The 18,718-nt window shown below is 65.4% G+C and carries 22 protein-coding genes; 8 read left to right on the top strand and 14 right to left on the bottom strand.

Annotation, left to right across the window (positions count from 1 at the left end; genetic code table 11):
• Position 1: 1 nt before the first annotated feature.
• A complete protein-coding gene (locus KM031_RS05495; RefSeq protein ID WP_215503531.1) occupies positions 2 to 463 on the bottom strand; it encodes an Hsp20 family protein in 462 nt (153 codons plus the stop codon).
• A 222-nt stretch (positions 464 to 685) separates the two neighbouring features.
• Here KM031_RS05495 and KM031_RS05500 point away from each other — a divergent pair, with 222 nt between their 5' ends.
• From KM031_RS05500 to KM031_RS05510, 3 genes are all read left to right on the top strand, one after another.
• Positions 686 to 904, top strand: a complete 219-nt coding sequence (locus KM031_RS05500) for a YdcH family protein (protein ID WP_215503532.1) — start codon at positions 686 to 688, stop codon at positions 902 to 904.
• 80 nt (positions 905 to 984) lie between these two features.
• Positions 985 to 1,470 carry a 5-(carboxyamino)imidazole ribonucleotide mutase gene (purE, locus tag KM031_RS05505; protein ID WP_215503533.1) on the top strand — a complete coding sequence of 162 codons (486 nt, stop codon included), beginning with the start codon at positions 985 to 987 and terminating at the stop codon, positions 1,468 to 1,470.
• The gene (locus KM031_RS05510; RefSeq protein ID WP_215503534.1) at positions 1,463 to 2,533 is read left to right on the top strand and encodes a 5-(carboxyamino)imidazole ribonucleotide synthase; all 1,071 of its coding nucleotides are present in this window, start codon (positions 1,463 to 1,465) and stop codon (positions 2,531 to 2,533) included. The genes purE and KM031_RS05510 overlap by 8 nt, the downstream gene beginning before the upstream one ends.
• 8 nt (positions 2,534 to 2,541) lie before the next feature.
• Here the strand turns inward: KM031_RS05510 and KM031_RS05515 are convergent, their stop codons facing one another.
• The 3 genes from KM031_RS05515 to KM031_RS05525 form a co-directional block, all read right to left on the bottom strand.
• Positions 2,542 to 2,946 carry a low affinity iron permease family protein gene (locus tag KM031_RS05515; protein WP_215503535.1) on the bottom strand — a complete coding sequence of 135 codons (405 nt, stop codon included), beginning with the start codon at positions 2,944 to 2,946 and terminating at the stop codon, positions 2,542 to 2,544.
• 116 nt (positions 2,947 to 3,062) lie between these two features.
• Positions 3,063 to 4,706, bottom strand: coding sequence for a chaperonin GroEL (gene groL / locus KM031_RS05520; RefSeq protein ID WP_215503536.1), 1,644 nt, complete (start codon positions 4,704 to 4,706; stop codon positions 3,063 to 3,065).
• A gap of 81 nt (positions 4,707 to 4,787) precedes the next feature.
• Positions 4,788 to 5,075: a co-chaperone GroES gene (locus KM031_RS05525; RefSeq protein ID WP_215503537.1), complete on the bottom strand. Its 288-nt coding sequence runs from the start codon at positions 5,073 to 5,075 to the stop codon at positions 4,788 to 4,790.
• Between the two features lie 215 nt (positions 5,076 to 5,290).
• On the opposite strand from KM031_RS05525, the gene KM031_RS05530 reads away from it, so the two are divergent.
• Positions 5,291 to 6,334 (top strand): TraB/GumN family protein, encoded by a 1,044-nt coding sequence (locus KM031_RS05530; protein ID WP_215503538.1) that lies wholly within the window; start codon positions 5,291 to 5,293, stop codon positions 6,332 to 6,334.
• Positions 6,335 to 6,445: 111 nt separating this feature from the next.
• Positions 6,446 to 7,363 (top strand): manganese-dependent inorganic pyrophosphatase, encoded by a 918-nt coding sequence (locus KM031_RS05535; RefSeq protein ID WP_215503539.1) that lies wholly within the window; start codon positions 6,446 to 6,448, stop codon positions 7,361 to 7,363.
• A gap of 59 nt (positions 7,364 to 7,422) precedes the next feature.
• Here the strand turns inward: KM031_RS05535 and KM031_RS05540 are convergent, their stop codons facing one another.
• The 6 genes from KM031_RS05540 to KM031_RS05565 form a co-directional block, all read right to left on the bottom strand.
• Positions 7,423 to 8,439 (bottom strand): GGDEF domain-containing protein, encoded by a 1,017-nt coding sequence (locus tag KM031_RS05540; protein ID WP_215503540.1) that lies wholly within the window; start codon positions 8,437 to 8,439, stop codon positions 7,423 to 7,425.
• Positions 8,439 to 9,032: a heme NO-binding domain-containing protein gene (locus KM031_RS05545; RefSeq protein ID WP_215503541.1), complete on the bottom strand. Its 594-nt coding sequence runs from the start codon at positions 9,030 to 9,032 to the stop codon at positions 8,439 to 8,441. Before KM031_RS05545 ends, KM031_RS05540 begins: the two co-directional genes overlap by 1 nt.
• 58 nt (positions 9,033 to 9,090) lie before the next feature.
• Complete coding sequence (locus KM031_RS05550; protein ID WP_215503542.1) at positions 9,091 to 10,827, bottom strand: DUF4153 domain-containing protein; 1,737 nt, start codon at positions 10,825 to 10,827, stop codon at positions 9,091 to 9,093.
• Positions 10,828 to 10,902: 75 nt separating this feature from the next.
• Positions 10,903 to 12,462, bottom strand: coding sequence for a trimethylamine methyltransferase family protein (locus KM031_RS05555; protein ID WP_215503543.1), 1,560 nt, complete (start codon positions 12,460 to 12,462; stop codon positions 10,903 to 10,905).
• Between the two features lie 136 nt (positions 12,463 to 12,598).
• Positions 12,599 to 13,294 carry an HAD family hydrolase gene (locus tag KM031_RS05560; RefSeq protein WP_215503544.1) on the bottom strand — a complete coding sequence of 232 codons (696 nt, stop codon included), beginning with the start codon at positions 13,292 to 13,294 and terminating at the stop codon, positions 12,599 to 12,601.
• A gap of 80 nt (positions 13,295 to 13,374) precedes the next feature.
• Positions 13,375 to 13,656 carry a DUF3572 domain-containing protein gene (locus tag KM031_RS05565; RefSeq protein WP_215503545.1) on the bottom strand — a complete coding sequence of 94 codons (282 nt, stop codon included), beginning with the start codon at positions 13,654 to 13,656 and terminating at the stop codon, positions 13,375 to 13,377.
• Positions 13,657 to 13,786: 130 nt separating this feature from the next.
• Here KM031_RS05565 and KM031_RS05570 point away from each other — a divergent pair, with 130 nt between their 5' ends.
• A complete protein-coding gene (locus KM031_RS05570) occupies positions 13,787 to 15,172 on the top strand; it encodes a diguanylate cyclase (RefSeq protein WP_215503546.1) in 1,386 nt (461 codons plus the stop codon).
• 12 nt (positions 15,173 to 15,184) lie between these two features.
• Here the strand turns inward: KM031_RS05570 and KM031_RS05575 are convergent, their stop codons facing one another.
• The 4 genes from KM031_RS05575 to KM031_RS05590 form a co-directional block, all read right to left on the bottom strand.
• On the bottom strand, positions 15,185 to 15,670 hold the full coding sequence (locus tag KM031_RS05575; RefSeq protein ID WP_215503547.1) for a periplasmic heavy metal sensor: 486 nt from the start codon (positions 15,668 to 15,670) through the stop codon (positions 15,185 to 15,187).
• Positions 15,671 to 15,673: 3 nt separating this feature from the next.
• Positions 15,674 to 16,018 carry a dihydroorotate dehydrogenase gene (locus KM031_RS05580; protein WP_215503548.1) on the bottom strand — a complete coding sequence of 115 codons (345 nt, stop codon included), beginning with the start codon at positions 16,016 to 16,018 and terminating at the stop codon, positions 15,674 to 15,676.
• Between the two features lie 103 nt (positions 16,019 to 16,121).
• On the bottom strand, positions 16,122 to 16,727 hold the full coding sequence (locus KM031_RS05585) for an RNA polymerase sigma factor (RefSeq protein ID WP_215503953.1): 606 nt from the start codon (positions 16,725 to 16,727) through the stop codon (positions 16,122 to 16,124).
• Between the two features lie 132 nt (positions 16,728 to 16,859).
• Entirely contained in the window at positions 16,860 to 17,423 is a 564-nt protein-coding gene (locus KM031_RS05590; protein WP_246566789.1) for an EF-hand domain-containing protein, read from the bottom strand.
• A 233-nt stretch (positions 17,424 to 17,656) separates the two neighbouring features.
• Here KM031_RS05590 and KM031_RS05595 point away from each other — a divergent pair, with 233 nt between their 5' ends.
• Complete coding sequence (locus KM031_RS05595; RefSeq protein ID WP_215503549.1) at positions 17,657 to 18,046, top strand: DUF983 domain-containing protein; 390 nt, start codon at positions 17,657 to 17,659, stop codon at positions 18,044 to 18,046.
• Positions 18,024 to 18,710, top strand: coding sequence for an NUDIX hydrolase (locus tag KM031_RS05600; protein WP_215503550.1), 687 nt, complete (start codon positions 18,024 to 18,026; stop codon positions 18,708 to 18,710). The genes KM031_RS05595 and KM031_RS05600 overlap by 23 nt, the downstream gene beginning before the upstream one ends.
• Positions 18,711 to 18,718: the final 8 nt, after the last annotated feature.

Raw genomic sequence — 18,718 nt, forward strand, 5'->3', positions numbered from 1 at the left:
TTCACTTCGCTTCGATGCGCTTCACCGGCGGGGGCGCGGCTTCTGCCGTGCGTCCGGACCGGATCGGGATGGTTTGCACGACGGCCTCGGGCAGAACGCGGTGCAGATCGACATGCAGCAAGCCATGCTCCATATGCGCGCCCGCAACTTCCACCCCATCCGCCAGCACGAACGAACGCTGGAACGCCCGCGCCGCAATGCCCCGGTGCAAGAACACCCGCCCGCTCTCGTCCTCGACCTGCCGTCCGCGGATCACCAACTGGCGATCTTCGACCGTGATCACCAGTTCTTCCTCGCGGAAGCCGGCGACGGCCAGGGTGATGCGGTAGGAATTGTCGGCCACGGCCTCGATATTGAACGGCGGATAGCCGTCACCAGAGCCTTTGGCGGTGCGTTCAACCAGCCGTTCAAGCTGCTCGAACCCGAGAAGATAGGGATGTGATCCGAAACTGATCTTGGTCATCGACTTGTCCTTGCAAAAGCGACATATCGTGCCGGACCCCATGGGGCATCCGGCCTTGGGTAGAATATGGGGTGCGGGCCGCTGCCACGCAAGCCCCTGCTGCCGCTGTGGCGCCTTGGTAAATTCTGCGCAGATTTCTTCCCAAAGCACGGAAAAATCGCTATATTTGGAAAACCAAACGCCAACGACTCAAGAAACAGAGCGCCGCCAGGAACCCGCACCATGAATGCTTCGATGGAACTCAATCTCGAAGAGATGCTGCGCATCCGGCTTGAAGTGCTGCGCCGGGAACATCGTGATCTTGACGCCGCCATTCATGCTTTGGAACTTTCGGGCCGCCCCGATCAGCTGACGCTGCGGCGGCTGAAAAAGCAGAAACTCGCCTTCAAGGATCAGATCGTGAAGATCGAGGATCAGCTGATCCCCGATATCATCGCCTGAAAAGCCGCAGGGCCGCTTGCCCCGCCCCCCATCCCGCGCTAAACGCCCAAGAAAATATAGACCGAACCATGGGGGCGCATATGTCGGTTGAGGTCGGGATCATCATGGGCAGCCAGTCTGACTGGCCGACCATGCGCGAAGCGGCGGCCATCCTTGATGCGCTGCAAATTCCCTATGAGGCGAAGATCGTCTCGGCGCATCGCACCCCTGACCGGCTCTGGACCTATGGCAAGACGGCGGTGGACCGTGGCCTGAAGGTGATCATCGCGGGCGCAGGCGGTGCCGCGCATCTGCCGGGCATGATGGCCTCGAAAACCCGTGTGCCGGTGATCGGCGTGCCGGTGCAGACCAAGGCCCTGTCCGGCGTCGACAGCCTCTATTCCATTCTTCAGATGCCCAAGGGCTATCCGGTGGCCACCATGGCGATCGGGGCTGCGGGTGCGGCCAATGCCGGGCTGATGGCCGCCGGGATCCTGGCCCTGGGCGATGCCGCCCTTGCCGCCCGTCTGGATGCCTGGCGCGCAGCGCTGACCGCCTCCATCCCCGAGGAGCCGAAAGATGAGTGATCCCCTGCCGCAAGGCGCCACCATCGGTATTCTGGGCGGCGGGCAACTGGGCCGGATGCTGTCTGTCGCGGCGGCCCGGCTTGGCTTCCGCTGCCATGTCTACGAGCCGATGGCAAACCCGCCCGCCGCGCATGTGGCCGATGTGGTGACAACGGCGGGCTATGACGATGCCGAAGCGCTGCGTGCCTTTGCCGCCTCGGTCGATGTCATCACCTATGAATTCGAGAATATCCCCACCGCCGCGCTGGATCTGCTGGAATCGCTGCGCCCGATCCGGCCCAACCGCCGCGCTCTGGCCATCAGCCAGGATCGCATCGCGGAGAAGGATTTCCTCACCGACCTCGGCCTGACCACCGCCCCCTATGCAGCGGTCAGCACTCTGGCGGATCTGGAGGCGGCGATGGCGCGGATCGGCACGCCTGCCATCCTGAAAACCACCCGGCTGGGCTATGATGGCAAGGGCCAGGCACGGCTGCGCAGCGGCAAGGATGCGGCAACCGCACTGTCGGCGATGAACGGGGCCGATGCGGTTCTGGAAGGTTTTGTCAATTTCAGCCACGAAGTTTCGGTGATCGCGGCACGCGGGCTTGACGGCTCGGTCGCCTGCTATGATCCGGGCGAGAATGTCCACCGCGACGGTATCCTACACACCACCACCATTCCTGCCCGGCTGACCAATGCGCAGCGCACCGATGCCGTGTTGCTGGCGGCACGCATCCTCAATGCGCTGGATTACGTCGGCGTCATGGGGGTGGAGCTGTTCGTGACCGCCGAGGGGCTGCTGGTGAACGAGATTGCGCCGCGCGTCCACAATTCGGGCCACTGGACCCAGAATGGCTGCGCGGTGGATCAGTTTGAACAGCATATCCGCGCGGTGGCGGGCTGGCCGCTGGGCGATGGCGGCCGTTATGCCGATGTCACGATGGAAAACCTGATCGGTGATGATGTGCTGCGCCTGCCCGAGATTGCCCGCGAACCGCAGGCCGCGCTGCATCTCTATGGCAAGACCGAGGCGCGCCCCGGCCGCAAGATGGGCCATGTGAACCGCATCACCCGGCGCTAGGCCCCGTACTAGGCATCGGGCGTGCCGGTATCCGGCCTGCCCTCCTCCAGCCCGCTGCGCGCCTCTGCGGCCAGATGCTCATAGCGCGCGCGGAACATTTCCAGCCGCCGCTCGTCCAGTTCTTCCAGATCCAGCAGGGCATTGTGCGCGCCCTGCGTGGCCCGGATCAATTCGTCCAGCTTCAGTTGGATCGCCGCCGTATCGCGGTTCTGCGTGCTCTGGATCAGAAACACCATCAGAAAGGTCACGATGGTGGTGCCGGTATTGATGATCAGTTGCCAGGTATTGGAAAAGCCGAACAGCGGCCCCGTCACCAGCCAGATCATGATCACCCCAGCCGCCAGCGCGAAGGTCGAAGGCCGCCCGCACCATTGCGATACCTTCTTGGCCAGACTGGCATAAACACGCGCCATACGCCTCTCCCCTCATGGTTCTACGCCATTTCAGGCGCGATTGGCCGCCACCGCAAGCCCGGCCATGAAAAAGGGCGCCCGAAGGCGCCCTTTTCCGTGATGACCTTTCGGTCAGATCACATCATGCCGTCCATGCCGCCCATGCCGCCCATGCCGCCGCCGGCCGATGCGCCTTTCGGCTCCGGACGATCTGCGATCATGGCTTCGGTGGTGATCAGCAAGGATGCAACCGAAGCTGCATCTTCCAGCGCGGTGCGGGTCACTTTTGCCGGGTCGATCACGCCGAACTTGAACATGTCACCATATTCTTCGGTCTGTGCGTTGAAGCCGAAGGTCAGGTCCGACGATTCGCGGACTTTGCCAGCCACGACAGCGCCATCGACGCCAGCGTTTTCAGCGATCTGACGCAGCGGTGCTTCCAGCGCGCGGCGCACGATGGCGATACCGGCGTTCTGGTCGGAGTTTGCCCCGGTCAGACCGTCGAGCGATTTGCCAGCCTGCACCAGCGCCACGCCGCCGCCGACCACGATGCCTTCTTGCACGGCAGCGCGGGTTGCGTTCAGCGCGTCATCAACGCGGTCTTTGCGCTCTTTCACTTCGATTTCGGTCATGCCGCCAACGCGGATCACTGCCACGCCGCCAGCCAGTTTGGCCACGCGCTCTTGCAGTTTTTCCTTGTCGTAGTCCGAAGTGGTTTCTTCGATCTGCGCGCGGATCTGGCTGACGCGGGCTGCGATTTCAGCCTTGTCACCAGCGCCGTCCACGATCGTGGTGTTGTCTTTGGTGATCGACACTTTCTTGGCGCGGCCGAGCATGTCGATGGTGACATTCTCCAGTTTCATGCCCAGATCGTCCGAGATTACCTGACCGCCGGTCAGGATCGCGAGGTCTTGCAGCATCGCCTTGCGACGATCACCGAAGCCCGGCGCCTTCACAGCAGCGATTTTCAAACCACCACGCAGCTTGTTGACGACGAGCGTGGCCAGAGCCTCGCCTTCCACGTCTTCGGCCACGATGATCAGCGGCTTCTGGCTTTGGATCACGGCTTCCAGCAGCGGGACCATCGGCTGCAGCGACGACAGTTTCTTTTCGTGCAGCAGGATCAGCGCGTCTTCCAGATCAGCAACCATCTTGTCGGGGTTGGTGACAAAGTAGGGCGACAGGTAGCCGCGGTCGAACTGCATGCCTTCGACGACTTCGGTTTCCGTTTCCAGACCCTTGTTCTCTTCGACGGTGATCACGCCCTCGTTGCCGACTTTCTGCATCGCATCCGCGATCTGGCGGCCGATTTCGGCTTCGCCATTGGCGGAAATGGTGCCGACCTGTGCAACTTCAGCCGAATCCGAAACCGGACGGGCTGCTGCCTTGATCGCGGCAACCACTTTGGCGGTCGCCAGATCGATGCCGCGCTTCAGGTCCATCGGGTTCATCCCGGCGGCCACGGCTTTCATGCCGTCCTTGATGATGGCTTGGGCCAGCACGGTGGCGGTGGTGGTGCCGTCGCCGGCTTCGTCATTGGTGCGGGAAGCGACTTCCTTCACCATCTGAGCGCCCATGTTCTCGAACTTGTCGGCCAGTTCGATTTCCTTGGCAACCGTCACACCGTCTTTGGTGATGCGCGGGGCGCCGAAGGATTTGTCGATCACGACGTTCCGGCCTTTCGGGCCGAGGGTCACTTTGACCGCATCCGCAAGGATGTTCACGCCACGCAGCATACGATCGCGGGCATCGGTGTCGAATTTGACGTCTTTAGCAGCCATTTTGCTTGCTCCAGTGTCTAAAATTTCAGGGTCAGGGTCAGCGTTTCCGCAGGTGCGCCCTCAGGCGCGCCGCTACGGTCCTCAGGCGATAATGCCCAGGATGTCGCTTTCCTTCATGATCAGCAGTTCTTTGCCATCAAGGGTCACTTCGGTGCCGGACCATTTGCCGAACAGCACGCGGTCGCCCACGGCCACCGACGGTGCGATCAGCTCGCCCGAATCCTTGCGTGCGCCAGCGCCGATAGCGATCACTTCGCCTTCAGCGGGCTTTTCTTTCGCGGTATCGGGGATGATCAGGCCGCCCTTGGTTTTTTCTTCGCCTTCGATGCGGCGAACCAGTACACGGTCATGCAGCGGTTTGAATGCCATCTGAGAACACTCCCTAGGTTCCAGGTTTGAATTCGATTAGCACTCACTCATGTTGAGTGCCAACGGCGCACAGTTAGGCACACGGCGCGCGCCTGTCAACAACCTTGCCGGAAAATTCCGCAGCCCCCGCACGCCCCGGCAAGAGATTGCCCGGCCCCTCTGGCCCGCACCGCTTGCCCCTTGGCCCGGCGCGCGGGGCGTGTCAGGCTGCGCCCATGTTGACCCAACCGCCTCTGGCTCCCGCCCGTCTTGTTGCCTGTTGCCGCCGTGCCGCCCGGACCGTCGCCACAGCCCTGATCCTTGTTGCGACACCTTTGGTTGCGGGGGCGAAATGCTCTGGCATCAACCTGTTGTCGCAACTGCCCGCCACCGAGACCGCAGCACTGGAGGCCGCCACGGCGGCGCAACCCCATGCGCGCGGCAATCTGTGGCGCGCCAGCAAGGCCGGGCAAAGCCTGCATATCATCGGCACCTATCATCTGGCCGATGCGCGCCATGCGCCGATCATGGCCCGGCTCGCGCCGATTCTGGCAGCGGCCCCCGTCCTGCTGGTGGAGGCTGGCCCCGAAGAGGAACGCGCGCTGAAGCGCGACATTGCCGCCGATCCGGGGCTTTTGTTTCTGACCGAAGGCCCGAGCCTCAAACAACAGCTGTCGCCGGAAGATTGGCAAATGCTGTCGGCCGCCATGGCCCGGCGCAACATGCCCGCCATGATGGCGGCCAAGATGCGGCCCTGGTATCTGGCGGTCACCCTCGCCATCCCGCCCTGCGGCATGCCCGAGATGACGACGGGCAGCGGGCTTGACCATCAGCTGATCGCGCAGGCGCAGGCCCAGGACATCCCGATCCGCGCGCTGGAGCCGCATACGACGCTGTTCCGCCTGTTCGACACCATCCCGCCCGAGGATCAGCTGGGCCTGATCCGCACCACCCTGCTGATGGAGGACCGGATCACCGACTATTCGGTAACGCTGGCCGACAGCTATTTCGCCGGCGAAAGCCGCCTCATGTGGGAATATATGCGCCTCGAATCGGCCAAGATCCCCGGCTATTCGCCCGAAAAGGCCGATGCCGAATATGCGCGGCTGGAAGCGGCCCTGATGTCGAGCCGCAACCGTGCCTGGATCGAGCGGCTGGAACAGGCCGCCGCCGAAGGCGCCGCCCTTGCCGCTGTCGGTGCGCTGCATCTGTCGGGCGAGGCCGGGGTTCTGCAACTTCTGGCCGACCGCGGCTGGCAGATCGAAGCGCTGCCGCTCTGATCCGGTGCTGCCGCGCAGCATTTTCCCGCCGGGCGCGACCTTGCGCCGCGTGACAATGGCACGCGTCGCGCCTATAAGGCGCGCGAACCCTTACAGCCCACGGATTGCAAAATGATCAAGGTTTTCGGCCACAAGGCACCCGACACTGATTCAACCGGCTCGCCCATCATCTGGGCCTGGTATCTGACCGATGTCAAAGGCACCCCCGCCAAAGCCGTCCTGCTGGGAGAGCCGAACACCGAAGCCGCCTTCGTGCTCAAGCACTGGGGTTTTGACCAGCCCGAGATCATCAGCGATGTCACCGCCGACGATTCCGTGGTGATCGTGGACACCAACAACCCGGCAGAACTGCCGCCCTCGATCAATGACAGCAAGATCCTGGCGATCATCGATCACCACATGCTGGTCGGCGGCATCAAGACCAAGACCCCGATCGACATCACGATCCGCCCGCTGGCCTGCACCGCCACCCTGATGCACGACCTGATCGGCGACGATCTGGCCCGCGCCCCGCGCGGCGTCAAAGGCGCGATGCTGTCCTGCATCCTGTCCGACACGCTGGAATTCCGCTCGCCCACCACCACCCCGCATGACCGGGCGGTGGCCGAAAAGCTCGCCGCAGATCTGGGTGTGTCGATCCCGGACTTTGCCGCCGAAATGTTCGCCGCCAAATCCGATGTTTCGGCCTTCTCCGACGCGGCGCTGCTGCGCATGGATTCGAAAGAATACAATGTCGCGGGCAAAGAGCTGCGCGTCTCGGTGCTGGAAACCACGGCGCCGCAGGTTCTGCTGGACCGCAAGGCCAGCCTGATGGCTTCGATGGTCGATGTCGCCAAGGAAGACGGGGCCGATCAGGTTCTGCTGTTCGTGATCGACATTCTGAACGAAGAAGCCACGCTGCTGGTGCCGAATGATCTGGTCAAGCAACTGGCCGAAGCCTCGTTCGGCTGCACTGTGACCGGCGATACCGTGGTTCTGCCGGGCATCATGTCGCGCAAGAAGCAGATCATCCCCTCGCTCAAACTCTGAGCCGCAGTCCGCAGCGCGGGCCCATCTGACATCCGGCCGGGGGCACGCCCCCGGCTTTTTCATGTGCCCCCCCCTTCCGCATCCGGTTGCGCAAAGCGCACACAGCCGCGCCCGGCATGTTTGGCGGCATAGAGCGCCAGATCGGCATCGCGCAGCATATGGTCAGCCATCGGCGCGGCGTAAGCGCGCGACACCGTCAGCCCCGCCGAAGCAGAAATCCGGCAGGCCTGGCCATTGTACAGGATCGGCTGCGCCAGCCCGCTGATGATGCGCTGCGCGATCTGCGCCAAGCGCCCGGCATCGGACAGGCTGGGCAACAGGATCACGAATTCATCGCCCCCCACCCGCGCCACCAGATCATTGCTGCGCGTCTCGGCCGACAGGATCTGCGCCACCGCGCGCAGCACATGATCGCCCGCCGCATGGCCCAGCGTGTCATTGACCGCCTTGAAATAATCCAGATCAAGATGGATCAGGCCAAAGGGCACGCCGCCGGTGATCACACTGTCCAGCGCCAGATCCAGCGCCCGGCGATTGCGCAGCCCGGTCAGCGTATCGGTCAGCGCCTGTTCCTCTGCCATGATTTTCGCCCCCTGCAAGCGCAGGTTCAGATCGCGCAATTCATCCATCACGGCAGATTTCGCCTCGACAACATACAGAAGCTCCACCGCCAGATCGGTGGCCGCGAAATCGGCATCTGTCAGTTGGTGGTCGCGCACCGCATCCATGATCCCGATGCCAAAGGACAGGTTGAGCAGCAAGCCACCACCGCAAGACACCGGCACCGCCATGCCGCGAAACCCGGTGCCGGGCAGATCCCGCGCCGCAAGATAAAGCCGCTGCCCGGCATGGGCACAGAGCGCCGCCAGATCGGTCAGGCCAGAGGGGCGGCGCAGATCGAACACCTCGAAGAACGGGGCCCCCAGCAGTGGCAGGCCGCGAAACAGCTTGGCCATGGTCGGGCCACAGCCCCGGATATGGCCAGCGCCACACAGCGCCAGATACATCGGCATCAATGCACCCAACGCCCCTGCCCCAAGCCCCAGTTCCTCACGGTCCTCGGCCAGATCGCGCATCACGCCCCCGCGACCCGCAGCGCAAGGTCAAAACGGCGGCCCGCACTGAAACTGGTTTCCGCCAGGGTGATCGCCACCGCCTCGCCGCCCTGACAGGTGCCGCGATGTTCGACAAGGCTCAGAACGCCATAATCATCTGCCATCGCCCGCAGCACGCCGACGACAACATGCCCGATCCCGGCCAGCGGCGAATGGCAGATCAGCGTGAAATCGGTCGGTGAATGATCGACAAGGGTCATCACAGGCAGGTCGATATCGGGCAAGGCCAGCCGGGCGCGATCCGGCAGATCCTCCAGCGAATGCAGGAAATCGGCATAGCGCACGCCGCCAAACCGCAGCAAACGCCGGAGCGCCTGCACATTCGGATGTGACACAAGATAGATGCCCAGATCTTCCAGCACGCTGTCGCGCGGCCTGCCCAGCACTTGCGTCGCCGCCGTGATCACGGCCTCGGTCAGCGCTGCGTCATAGGTCAGCATCGTCTCGAAACTGTCGAAACCAAGGCGCGCCTCGCGGGCGATGGCGGCCCAGGTGGCGGCGCCATAGGTGTCGCGCAGGAAACATTGTATCGACCTGTTGATAAGACCGTGCATCGGAAAACCCTTTGATTCCCGATCAGGTTAGGCCGTCAGGTTTAACAAATCGCTTAGATCAGGGCAGCAGGATCAGCTCTGCCCCACCCAGATGCAGCGCATTGAGCGCCGCCGGTTTCATCGGCGGGGCCGTGCCCGCCTGTGCCGCGCGCAACATCGCCTCGGCCTCGGCCGGATCGGGCATCTGCCCGGACAGCGGCGTCACGCTGCGGCGGGTGATCAGCCCCTGTTGCCAGCCGAACCCCTCGCTGCGCAGATAGCCGCCCGCGTCGCGCAGCAGAACAATGACCTCTTCACCTGCGGTATCGGGCCAGAACTCTCCGGCCAGAAGCACACAGCCCGCACCGCCTTCGGGCAAGGGGGTGCGGCACATGGTCAGCCAATCGGCCAGCTCGCCCGTATCCAGACTGGCAAGGATGGCATCGCGCGCGACGGTTGCAGTCTCGGGGCGCAGTGGCATCACCGCTGCCAGATCCCGGCGCAGCGTCTCGGCATCGCCGGTGGCAGGCAGCGGGGTTGCGGCCCGCGCAGCCAGACGGGCGGCCAGCGCCTCTTGCCCCGGCTGGGCGGCGCGGGCCTCAAGTTCGGCCAGAGCCGCCTCGCCCGCGCGGCCCCAGTCTGCCAGCCCGGCCAGATCAAGGACATCGGGGCTGAGCCGCCCATCCTCCAGCCGCGCCAGCTGGCTTTGCGCCGACAGCCGCTGCGGATCCAGCAGCGGCGTCAGCAACAGCGCCGAGACCAGCAGCAAGGCCAGCGCCATGGTGATATTGCCTTGCCGGACGCGGGCCTCCCAGCCCCGGCCCCGCAGCACCGCCAGCGCGTAAAGCGCGCCATAACCAAGGCCAAGCCCGGCCACGGTGGCGGCAAACACCCGGTCGGGCGTCCAGCCATACTGATCGACCCGCAGCCAGACCGCCCAGGCCGCCAGTACCGCCGGGGCGGGCAGCAGCAGCGCCATCGCCTGCGCAGCGCGGCGGATCACCGGGCTGCGGCTGGCCTCGGCATCCGATTGGTCGATGGCCGATGTGACCAGAGTTGCCCCCATCGCGGCGATGGTCAGCAGGGTCGCGGCGGCGGAGAGGCTGCCGAACAGCTTGCCCAGCCCCTCGAACGGCAGCACCGCCAGAAACACCAGCAGCACCAGCAGCACCGCCGGCAACAGCAGGCGCAACAGCCGCAGCACCAGATAGGGCGAGACGACATCGGCCATCTCGTCCACCACGGCAATGCCAAGGCCCAGCATCGCCCCGGTGATCACCATCGCCACCAGAGGATTGCCGACCAGCGCCCCGATCACCGTCACCCCCACCATCGACAGCAACAGATCCGACAGGAAGATCACTGCCCAGACCACGCCGACAAACAGCCAGGCCGCTGCATAGCGCACAACGATGGTCCAGGCCTCCAGGAACAGCAGCGGATAGTCGCGCCAATGGCTTTGCTGTGCCGCCACCAGAAAGGGCAGCGGCACAAAGCCCAGCACCAGCATGGCCAGCACCGGAATGGCCGAGCCGAATACCGCCCCCGCCGTGTGAAACCGCAGGCTCGCCAGCGCCAACAGGCCCGAGACGACCAGCGCCAGCCCCGCCGCGCTCAGCGCCGCACGGCGCAGCGGCAAGGGGCCCGCCATCCCCAGAAGCGCCGTGAAGAACACCACCGCAAAAGCCGCCAGCGCCATGGCCGGGCGTTCCGCCAGCCACTCCCGCTCCAGCACCAGATGCAGCACATGGAAGGACAGACCAGCGAAGGCCCCGGTCAGCGCCATGCCGATCCTCTGCCGCAATTGCGCGTCCATATCCTGCCCCTTGTTGTGCGGTTCCCGCTGACGGCGCGAGACTAACCGCCGATGCGGGCAGAGGCCAGAGGCGGGTCAGAAATCGGTGGGCGCGCCGCCCTCCTGTTTGCGGCGGGCAACAAAGCGCGTCAGTTCTTCCAGATGGTCGCCCGGCATCTCGGGCGCCTCGAATTCGGCAAGGATCTGTTTGTAGAGCCGGTGCGCGCGTTCCGATGTCCAGACCGCCCCATCCTGCTGCCATGCCTCGTAATTGCGCCAATCGCTGACGAAGGGCGCATAAAAGGCGGTGGAATAGCGATCCTGTGTGTGCTGGCAGCCGAAGTAATGGCCGCCGGGGCCGACCTCGCGGATGGCATCAAAGGCCAGATCGTCGTCACTTGTGGCAAAGGTCTGCGTCTCGCAATAGCGCTGGATCATTTGCAGCACTTCGCAATCCATCACGAATTTCTCGGGGCTGGCGATCAGCCCGCCCTCCAGCCAGCCTGCCGCGTGATAGACCATATTGGTGCCCGATTGCACGGCGGCCCACAGGCTGTTCGAGGTTTCCCACATGCTCTGCCCATCCGGCACATTCGCCGCACAGACCCCGGACGAGCGCATCGGCAACCCGTAAAAGCGCACCAGTTGCCCCGTCATCTGCGTGGCGCGCATGTATTCGGGCGTGCCAAAGGCCGGGGCGCCCGATTTCATATCGACATTGGAGGTGAAGGTGCCAATGGCCACCGGGCAGCCGGGCTTGATATATTGCAGCAGCGCAATGGCCGACAGCGCCTCGGCCAGAGACAGCGCCACCGCCCCCGCCATCGTCACCGGGGCCATCGCCCCGGCCAGCGTGAAGGGCGTCACCACCACCGGCTGGCCGCGCCGGGCCAGACGCATCGCGCCATCCAGCATCGGATAATCATGCTTCAGCGGGCTGACCGAGTTGATATTGGTATACATGCGCGGCTGCGCATCGAATTCGGCATGGCTCAGCCCGCCTGCCAGCCGCGTCATCTCCATCACATCCTCGACCCGCTCTGCCCCCAGCGAATAGGCATGCACCACCTTGTCGGTCAGGGTCAGTTTTTCAAACAGACAGTCCAGATGCCGGATCGACGGATGGATGTCGATCGGCTCCACCGGATAGCCGCCCGCGATATGGATGCAGTTGAAATACTGCGTCAGCTTCATGAATTCCTTGAACGTCTCGAAATCGCCCGAGCGTTTGCCGCGTTCCAGATCCCAGGCATTGGGCGGGCTGGACACATTGACAAAGACCATGTGCTTGCCGCCGATGATGACCTCGCGCGCCGGATTGCGCGGGGTGATGGTGAATTGCGCGGGCGCATGGCCCAGCATCTCCATCACGAAATCCTCGTCCATCTTCACATTGGTGCCGCTGACCTTGCAGCCCGCCTGTTTCAGGATCGCCACCGCCTCGGGGTTCAGCATCTCGATGCCCAGTTCCGACAGGATGCGCATGGCGGTGCGATGCACCCGCTGCACGCCATCGGCGTCCAGCGGCTCGACCGGGCGGTCCGGGTTCACCGGAATCCGCCATGGCATCTGGTCGATCACCGCCGAGCCGGCCCGCGCCTTGTTGCCCGCCCGGCCCCCGGCGCGGCTCCGCTTGCGGCTGTGATCGTCGCTCATGCTGTCTCTCCGTTGCCCGGTGCGGCTGGTCTGTCTTGCAACAGGATGGCGGAAAGCAGATTGTAATGCAGACAATATCTGCGACATGATTATGTCGCATTTCGCCGATCATTGCGATGAAACGGGGCTCGGGGCCTCAGGCAGGCACAAAAGCATCCAGCCAGTCGGGCAGCCCGCCAATGTCGGGTAGCACCACATCGGCATGCGGGGCCAGCTCTGCCGCCCCCGCCACGCCGGTCAGCACCGCCACGCAGACCATGCCCGCGGCGCGCCCGGCCTCAAGGTCATGGCGGCTGTCGCCCACCATGGCAATACGCGCAGGGTCCAGCCCGGTCTGGCGCGCAAAGGCCTGCAACTGCCCCGGAGCGGGTTTGCCGCCATAGCCGGAATCATAGCCCGCAATGAAATCGAACAGGTCAAGAATCGCATGATTGCCCAGATGCGCGCGCGCCGGGCGTTCGGTGTCATTGGTGGCCAGCCCGATCTTCAGCCCGCGCCCGCGCAGCACTGTAAACAGCGGGCGCAGCGGCACGGCCTCGACCGTAGGGGCATCAACCGCCAGCGCATTCATCCGGTCGGTCAGGCGTTGCAGCCCCATGCCCGGCAGATGCGGCAGCATCACTGCGGCAATCTCGGGGGCGGTGGCGGCGATCACCGGGCTGTGCGGCGCGAAATCCACGGTTTCGGGGTGAAAGCCGATGGCCTCCGCCAGCACCGCGCGTTGTGCCGGGCTGTCGGCCAATTCATCAAGCAGCGACAGCGCCCAGCCGCCCCAGCTGCGGCGGAAATCGAACAGCGTGCCGTCCTTGTCGAAAATCAGCCCCTGGATCATTCACGCCCCCTGCCCTTGTGCTGGCGGCAGGATACGGCGCGACGGGCGCTTGGCAAGGGGCATGCGTGGCACATCCGCGCTCAGGTCCAGTGCGGCCCCGGGCCGCCCGGCAAGGCGGCGCGCGCCTGCATCGGGCTGTCATAGCGCAGTCCCATCGCATCGCAAAACGCGATCACCGTGGCATCTTCCATCAACAGAAAGTCAAGCACCGCCCCCAGAAACTCGGGGTCGGCGGCCTGTGCGGGCAGGGTCAGGGCATTGGCCCCGGTGGCCGCAAAGAATTGCGGCAGCAATTCATCCTGCGCTACCAGCCAGCCCAGCGCCTGCAAGGCCAGCGTTTCGGCGGATTCTTGCCCAGCCATGACATCCTCCCGGAATTTGATCGAAATCTTGGCCCTTCTGATCCCATGGTAAACGGATCGAAAGCTTTTTTTAACCTTATGCCTGAAAACTATCTTAGAACAGAGTCAGGTAACGCAGGCGGATGTAGCCATGGTCGGCAAGATCCTCATCGTGGATGATGTGGCCACCAACCGCATCGTTCTTAAGGCCAAGCTTGCGATGGCCTGCTATCAGCCGATGCTCGCGGCGGATGGGCGCAGCTGCCTGCGCCTTGCGCGCGAGGCATTGCCTGATCTGATCGTGCTGAACGTGCGGCTGCCCGACCTGCCGGGGATCGAGGTGGTGCAGGCCCTGCGCGCCGATCCGCTGACCGCCGATATTCCTGTGCTGATGCTGGCCGACACCGGCGATGCGGCCACACGTCTGGCAGCACTGCGGGCCGGGGCCGATGATGTGCTGGTCAGGCCGGTGGAGGACGTGATCCTGATGGCCCGGCTGCGCAACCTGTCGCGCACGCGTGAAGCTATGGCCGAGTTGGGCCAGCGCGGGGCAACGCTGCAAGCGCTGGGTCTCGCGGAGGCGCAGGCAGCGTTTGAGTTTCCGGGCGCGATTGCGCTGGTGGCCGACCGGGCCGAAACCACGATGCGCTGGCGCAAGGATCTGGCCGCCGGGCTGGGCGACCGGGTGATCCTGATGTCACGCGAAGAGGCGCTGGCCGATCCGGTGCCGGGGCAAGCCGCCGACATCTTCGTGGTGGATGGCACCCTCGGCGGCAGCGGCGGTGGCCTGCGGCTGATGTCCGATCTGCGGTCGCGCAGCGCGACCCGGCATGCGGCGGTGGTGCTGATCCAGCCGCAGCCGAATCCGGCCGAAATTGCCATGGCCTTTGACATGGGCGCCAATGACGTGCAGCCAGCAGGCCTGCCGGGGGCCGAGCTTGCCTTGCGGCTGCGCCGCCTGATGCGCCGCAAACAGACCGCCGACCGGCTGCGCGCCTCGGTGCAGGATGGGCTGCGCCTTGCCGTGATCGACCCGCTGACCGGGCTGTACAACCGCCGCTATGCCCTGCCCCGGCTGGCCGCCATTGCCGAACGCGCCCGGCGTGCCCATGGCAGCTTTGCCGTCATGGTCATTGATCTCGACCGCTTCAAAAGCGTGAATGATCACTGGGGCCATGCTGCAGGCGATGCGGTTCTGGTCGAGGTGGCGCACCGGCTGGGCGACAATCTGCGCGCATCGGATCTGGTGGCGCGGATCGGCGGTGAAGAGTTTCTGGTGGCCCTGCCCGATGCGGCGCAAGCCGACGCGCGGGCCATGGCGGAACGCCTGTGCCGGGTGATGCGGGATCAGCCGATCCTGCTGCCCGATGGCAGTGCGCTGTCGGTCACGGTCTCCATTGGTCTGGCCATGTCAGACGGGTGTGGCCCAGCGCAGGACGAGGCCGTGTCGCAGGTGATGGAACGGGCCGACCGCGCGCTGCTGGCCGCGAAATCCGAAGGCCGCAATCAGGTGATGGTCAACCACAGCCACGCCTGACCCCTGCGCGCGTCAGGGCTTGTGTTTGCGCCGGGTCAGACTGGCCTCCAGCCGGTCGGCAAAGGCGCGGCGCGCGTCCACCGTCATCTCGGCCAGCCGGTCGCGCAGCAATTGCTGACCCAGCGCCAGACGTTCGGCACTGCGGACGCTCTGCCGCGCCAGCGCCGCCTCCAGCGCCGCCGGATCAAACGGATCCGCCCGCAGCGCCGCCAGCAGCGCCTCGAAATCCGCCCGCATCGTGTGGCGTGCCGCGCGCAGATCGGGCGCACGGTCCTTGAACGCCTTGCGCAGCGCAGCGCGGTCACCCTCATCCAGCGCCTCGGTGAAGGGGCCAAAGCCAAGATCACGCACCATATCGGGGCGCATATGCGGCGGACCCTTGATCAGCGCGCCCCCCACCACCCCAAGGATCAGCAGGTTCAGCGCCAGCGAGGCAAAAAAGGCAATCCGCCAGCCGCGCGCGACGGGACGACCGGGCGGGTTCGGGGTTTCGGCCATCACTCAGCCCTCCGTGATCCAGCCGTCAAGGCTGGGTATGAGTTCCACCAGATCGAGAGGCTCGCTTTGCCACAGCGCATCCGACAGCGCTGTCACCGGCGCGGGTTGCGCAAAGCCGATCCAGAGCCCCGCCAGCGTGGCGGTGGCCAATCCGCCCAGCGCCGCGCTGCCGCCAAACACCGCGGCCAGCTTGGCCCACAGGTGCCGCTGCGGGCGTGGGGCCGTAGCCGCCTGCACCGGCTGCGCCGCGTAGGCATCGGCCAGAACCTGCGCAATCAGCGCCGGGGGGGCTGCCGCTTGCGTGCGGCGCGCCTCGGCAAAAAGGTCGTCCAGATCCTGCGGTGTCATGCCAGACCTCCTGCATCCGGGTGGCGTTCCGGCGAAACGTCAAGCGGTTCTGATAAATCCACGGTTGTGGAACAGCTGTGCCCGGGCGGCGTGTCGATGCGGCTCATGGCTCTGTCCCCTCATCCTCATATCCCAATGCGGCGCGCTGCCCTGACAGCAACGCGGCGAGCGCGCGTTTGCCCCGCGCTGTCAGGCTTTCCACCGCCTCGACCCCGATCTCCATGATCGCCGCGATCTCCGGGTTCGCAAGCCCTTCCAGATGGCGCAGCACCACAGCCTGCCGTTGCCGGTCGGGCAGAAGGGCCAGTGCGGCATCCAGCGCCGCCATGCGATCCGCCTCGATCAGCCCGGCCACCGCCCCGCGCGCGCCATCGGCCAGTTCGGGCGCCTCGTCGAGGGCCGCCTGCGGGCGGCGCATCCGGGCGCGCTGCCGGTCGGTCACCAGATTGGTCACCACACGATACAGCCATGTCGTCACCTGCGCCTCGCCGCTGCGCCAGTCGGGCGCGATGCGCCACAGGCGCAGCATCGCTTCCTGCGTCACATCCTCGGCCTCGGCCCGGTCAGCCAGAAGCCGCGTCGCATAACCGAGCACCCGCGGCGTAAACCGTAGGGTCAAGGCGCGCGCCGCCGACCTGTCACCGACAGCGTAACGCGCGAGCAGCGCCTCGTCGGGCACATCGGAAAGATCGTCCAGCGGCATCGGCATCCTGACCGAAGGGGTAACGGGGAAACCAGAGCCCGGCAACCGCCGATGCCACCCCGACCGGCGGGGAAGGCACTGGGGATGGCGGCTGCCGGGCCCCTGCCGCAGGTCAAACCCCTGCGGCAGGGTCTTGGATCAGTTGTCGTCCTGCTCCATGTCCGGGCCGTGACCAGGTTTACCATGGCCCTTGCCGTGGCGTTTGCCCTTCCACTCGGCCATGCGGGCCTGCGCGGCCTCCATCTCGGCCTTGCTGATCGCGCCGTCGCCATCGGTGTCGACCCGTTCCATCATCTTGGGGCCGGGGCCGGGCATGGCCAGCAGTTCGGCGGCACTCAGCGCACCATCGCCGTCACTGTCCATATGCGTGATCATCTGCGCCACGTGATCCTTGGCGCGCGCTTCGGCGGCCTTCATGTGCATGGCGGTCAGCTCATCGGCGCTGATCTTGCCATCCTTGTTGGCGTCGATCTCTGCCACGCGGGCGGCGCGATGTGCCGTCATTTCCTCGGGCGTGATCTTGCCATCCTTGTCGGCGTCGATCGCATCGAAGTCGAACATCGGGCCGGGGCCGCCCATCATTCCCATCATGCCGGGCATGCCGTGGCCGCCGCCCATCCGGTCGGCCATGGCGGCAGAGCCAAGACCGGCTGCCGTGATGGTGGCAAGCGTGAGCGTGTAGACGAGGGTGCGTTTCTGCATCGAGGTAACTCCTGTTTTTCTGCGACGGCCCGCCTCTGCATGGCGCCGTCATGTATTTCTAACGCCGGGGGCGCAGGCTTCCGTCGCGCGGGGCGCAGATTTTTGCAGCAGGCCGCCACATCCGCACCGGGCGGGGAATTGCGACTTTCCAGCGCATGTTATCCGCACCCCCTTTCCGGGCCCGGGCAAAACACCTTATGTTGGTGTATTGTGCCCGGACCGAGGATGACGCGATGAGCGATGTGGCCCCGATGGAAGTAGACCGCCCCCTGCGCCCCGCCCTGTTGCGCGGCTGGCAGCGGCGTTGCCCCAATTGCGGCTCGGGGCCGATGCTGCGCAGCTATCTGAAAGTGCGCGAAAGCTGCCCCGTCTGTGGCGAGGCGCTGCATCACCAACGTGCGGATGACGGCCCGGCCTATGTCACCATCCTGATCGTCGGGCATATTCTGGGCCCGATGATCCTGTGGGCTTTCGTCAAGTGGCGGCCCGATCCTCTGGTGCTGACAGCGGTGTTTTCGGTGGGCACGGTGGCGCTGTCGCTGTGGCTGCTGCCGCGCATCAAGGGCGCGTTTGTGGCGCTGCAATGGTCGCGGCGGATGCATGGGTTCGGCTCCGGTGAGTGAGGCCGCCGCTCCCCAGCCCATCCGCCCGGCGGCCACCATCATCCTGACCCGGCAAGGCCCCGGCGGCCCCGAGGTGCTGATGGGGCAACGCGGCGCAGGGGCCGCGTTCATGCCGTCGAAATACGTGTTCCCGGGCGGGGCTGTGGATGCCAGCGATGCGCAGGTGCCGCTGGCAACGCCGCTGGATCCGCTGTGCCAGGCGCGGCTGCGCGGCGACATCGCCGCCGAGGCGCTGGCAGCCGCCGCCCTGCGCGAATTGTTCGAGGAAACCGGCCTTGCGCTGGGTGTGCCGGGCACCTGGCCCGTAGCGCCGCCCGAGGGCTGGGCCGGTTTTGCCGCGCGCGGACTGCGCCCGGTCGCAGACGGCCTGCGCTTCGTGTTCCGCGCCATCACCCCGCCCGGCCGCCCCCGCCGCTTTGACGCGCGGTTCTTTCTGGCCGATGCCGCGCAGGTGGCGGGCGATGCCGAGGATTTTTCAGCCGCCTGCGACGAGCTTTCGCATCTGCACTGGATCTCGCTGACCGAGGTGCGCAGCCTTGATCTGCCCTTCATCACCGAGGTCGTTCTGTCGGAAGTAACCCTGCTGATGCAGGGCGGTGTGCAGCCCGGCGTGCCGTTCTTTGACAATTCCGGCACGGTGCCCACCTTCCGGCGGATCGACTGACGGCAGGT

This window comes from Gemmobacter fulvus (assembly GCF_018798885.1).
GTDB lineage: Bacteria > Pseudomonadota > Alphaproteobacteria > Rhodobacterales > Rhodobacteraceae > Gemmobacter > Gemmobacter fulvus.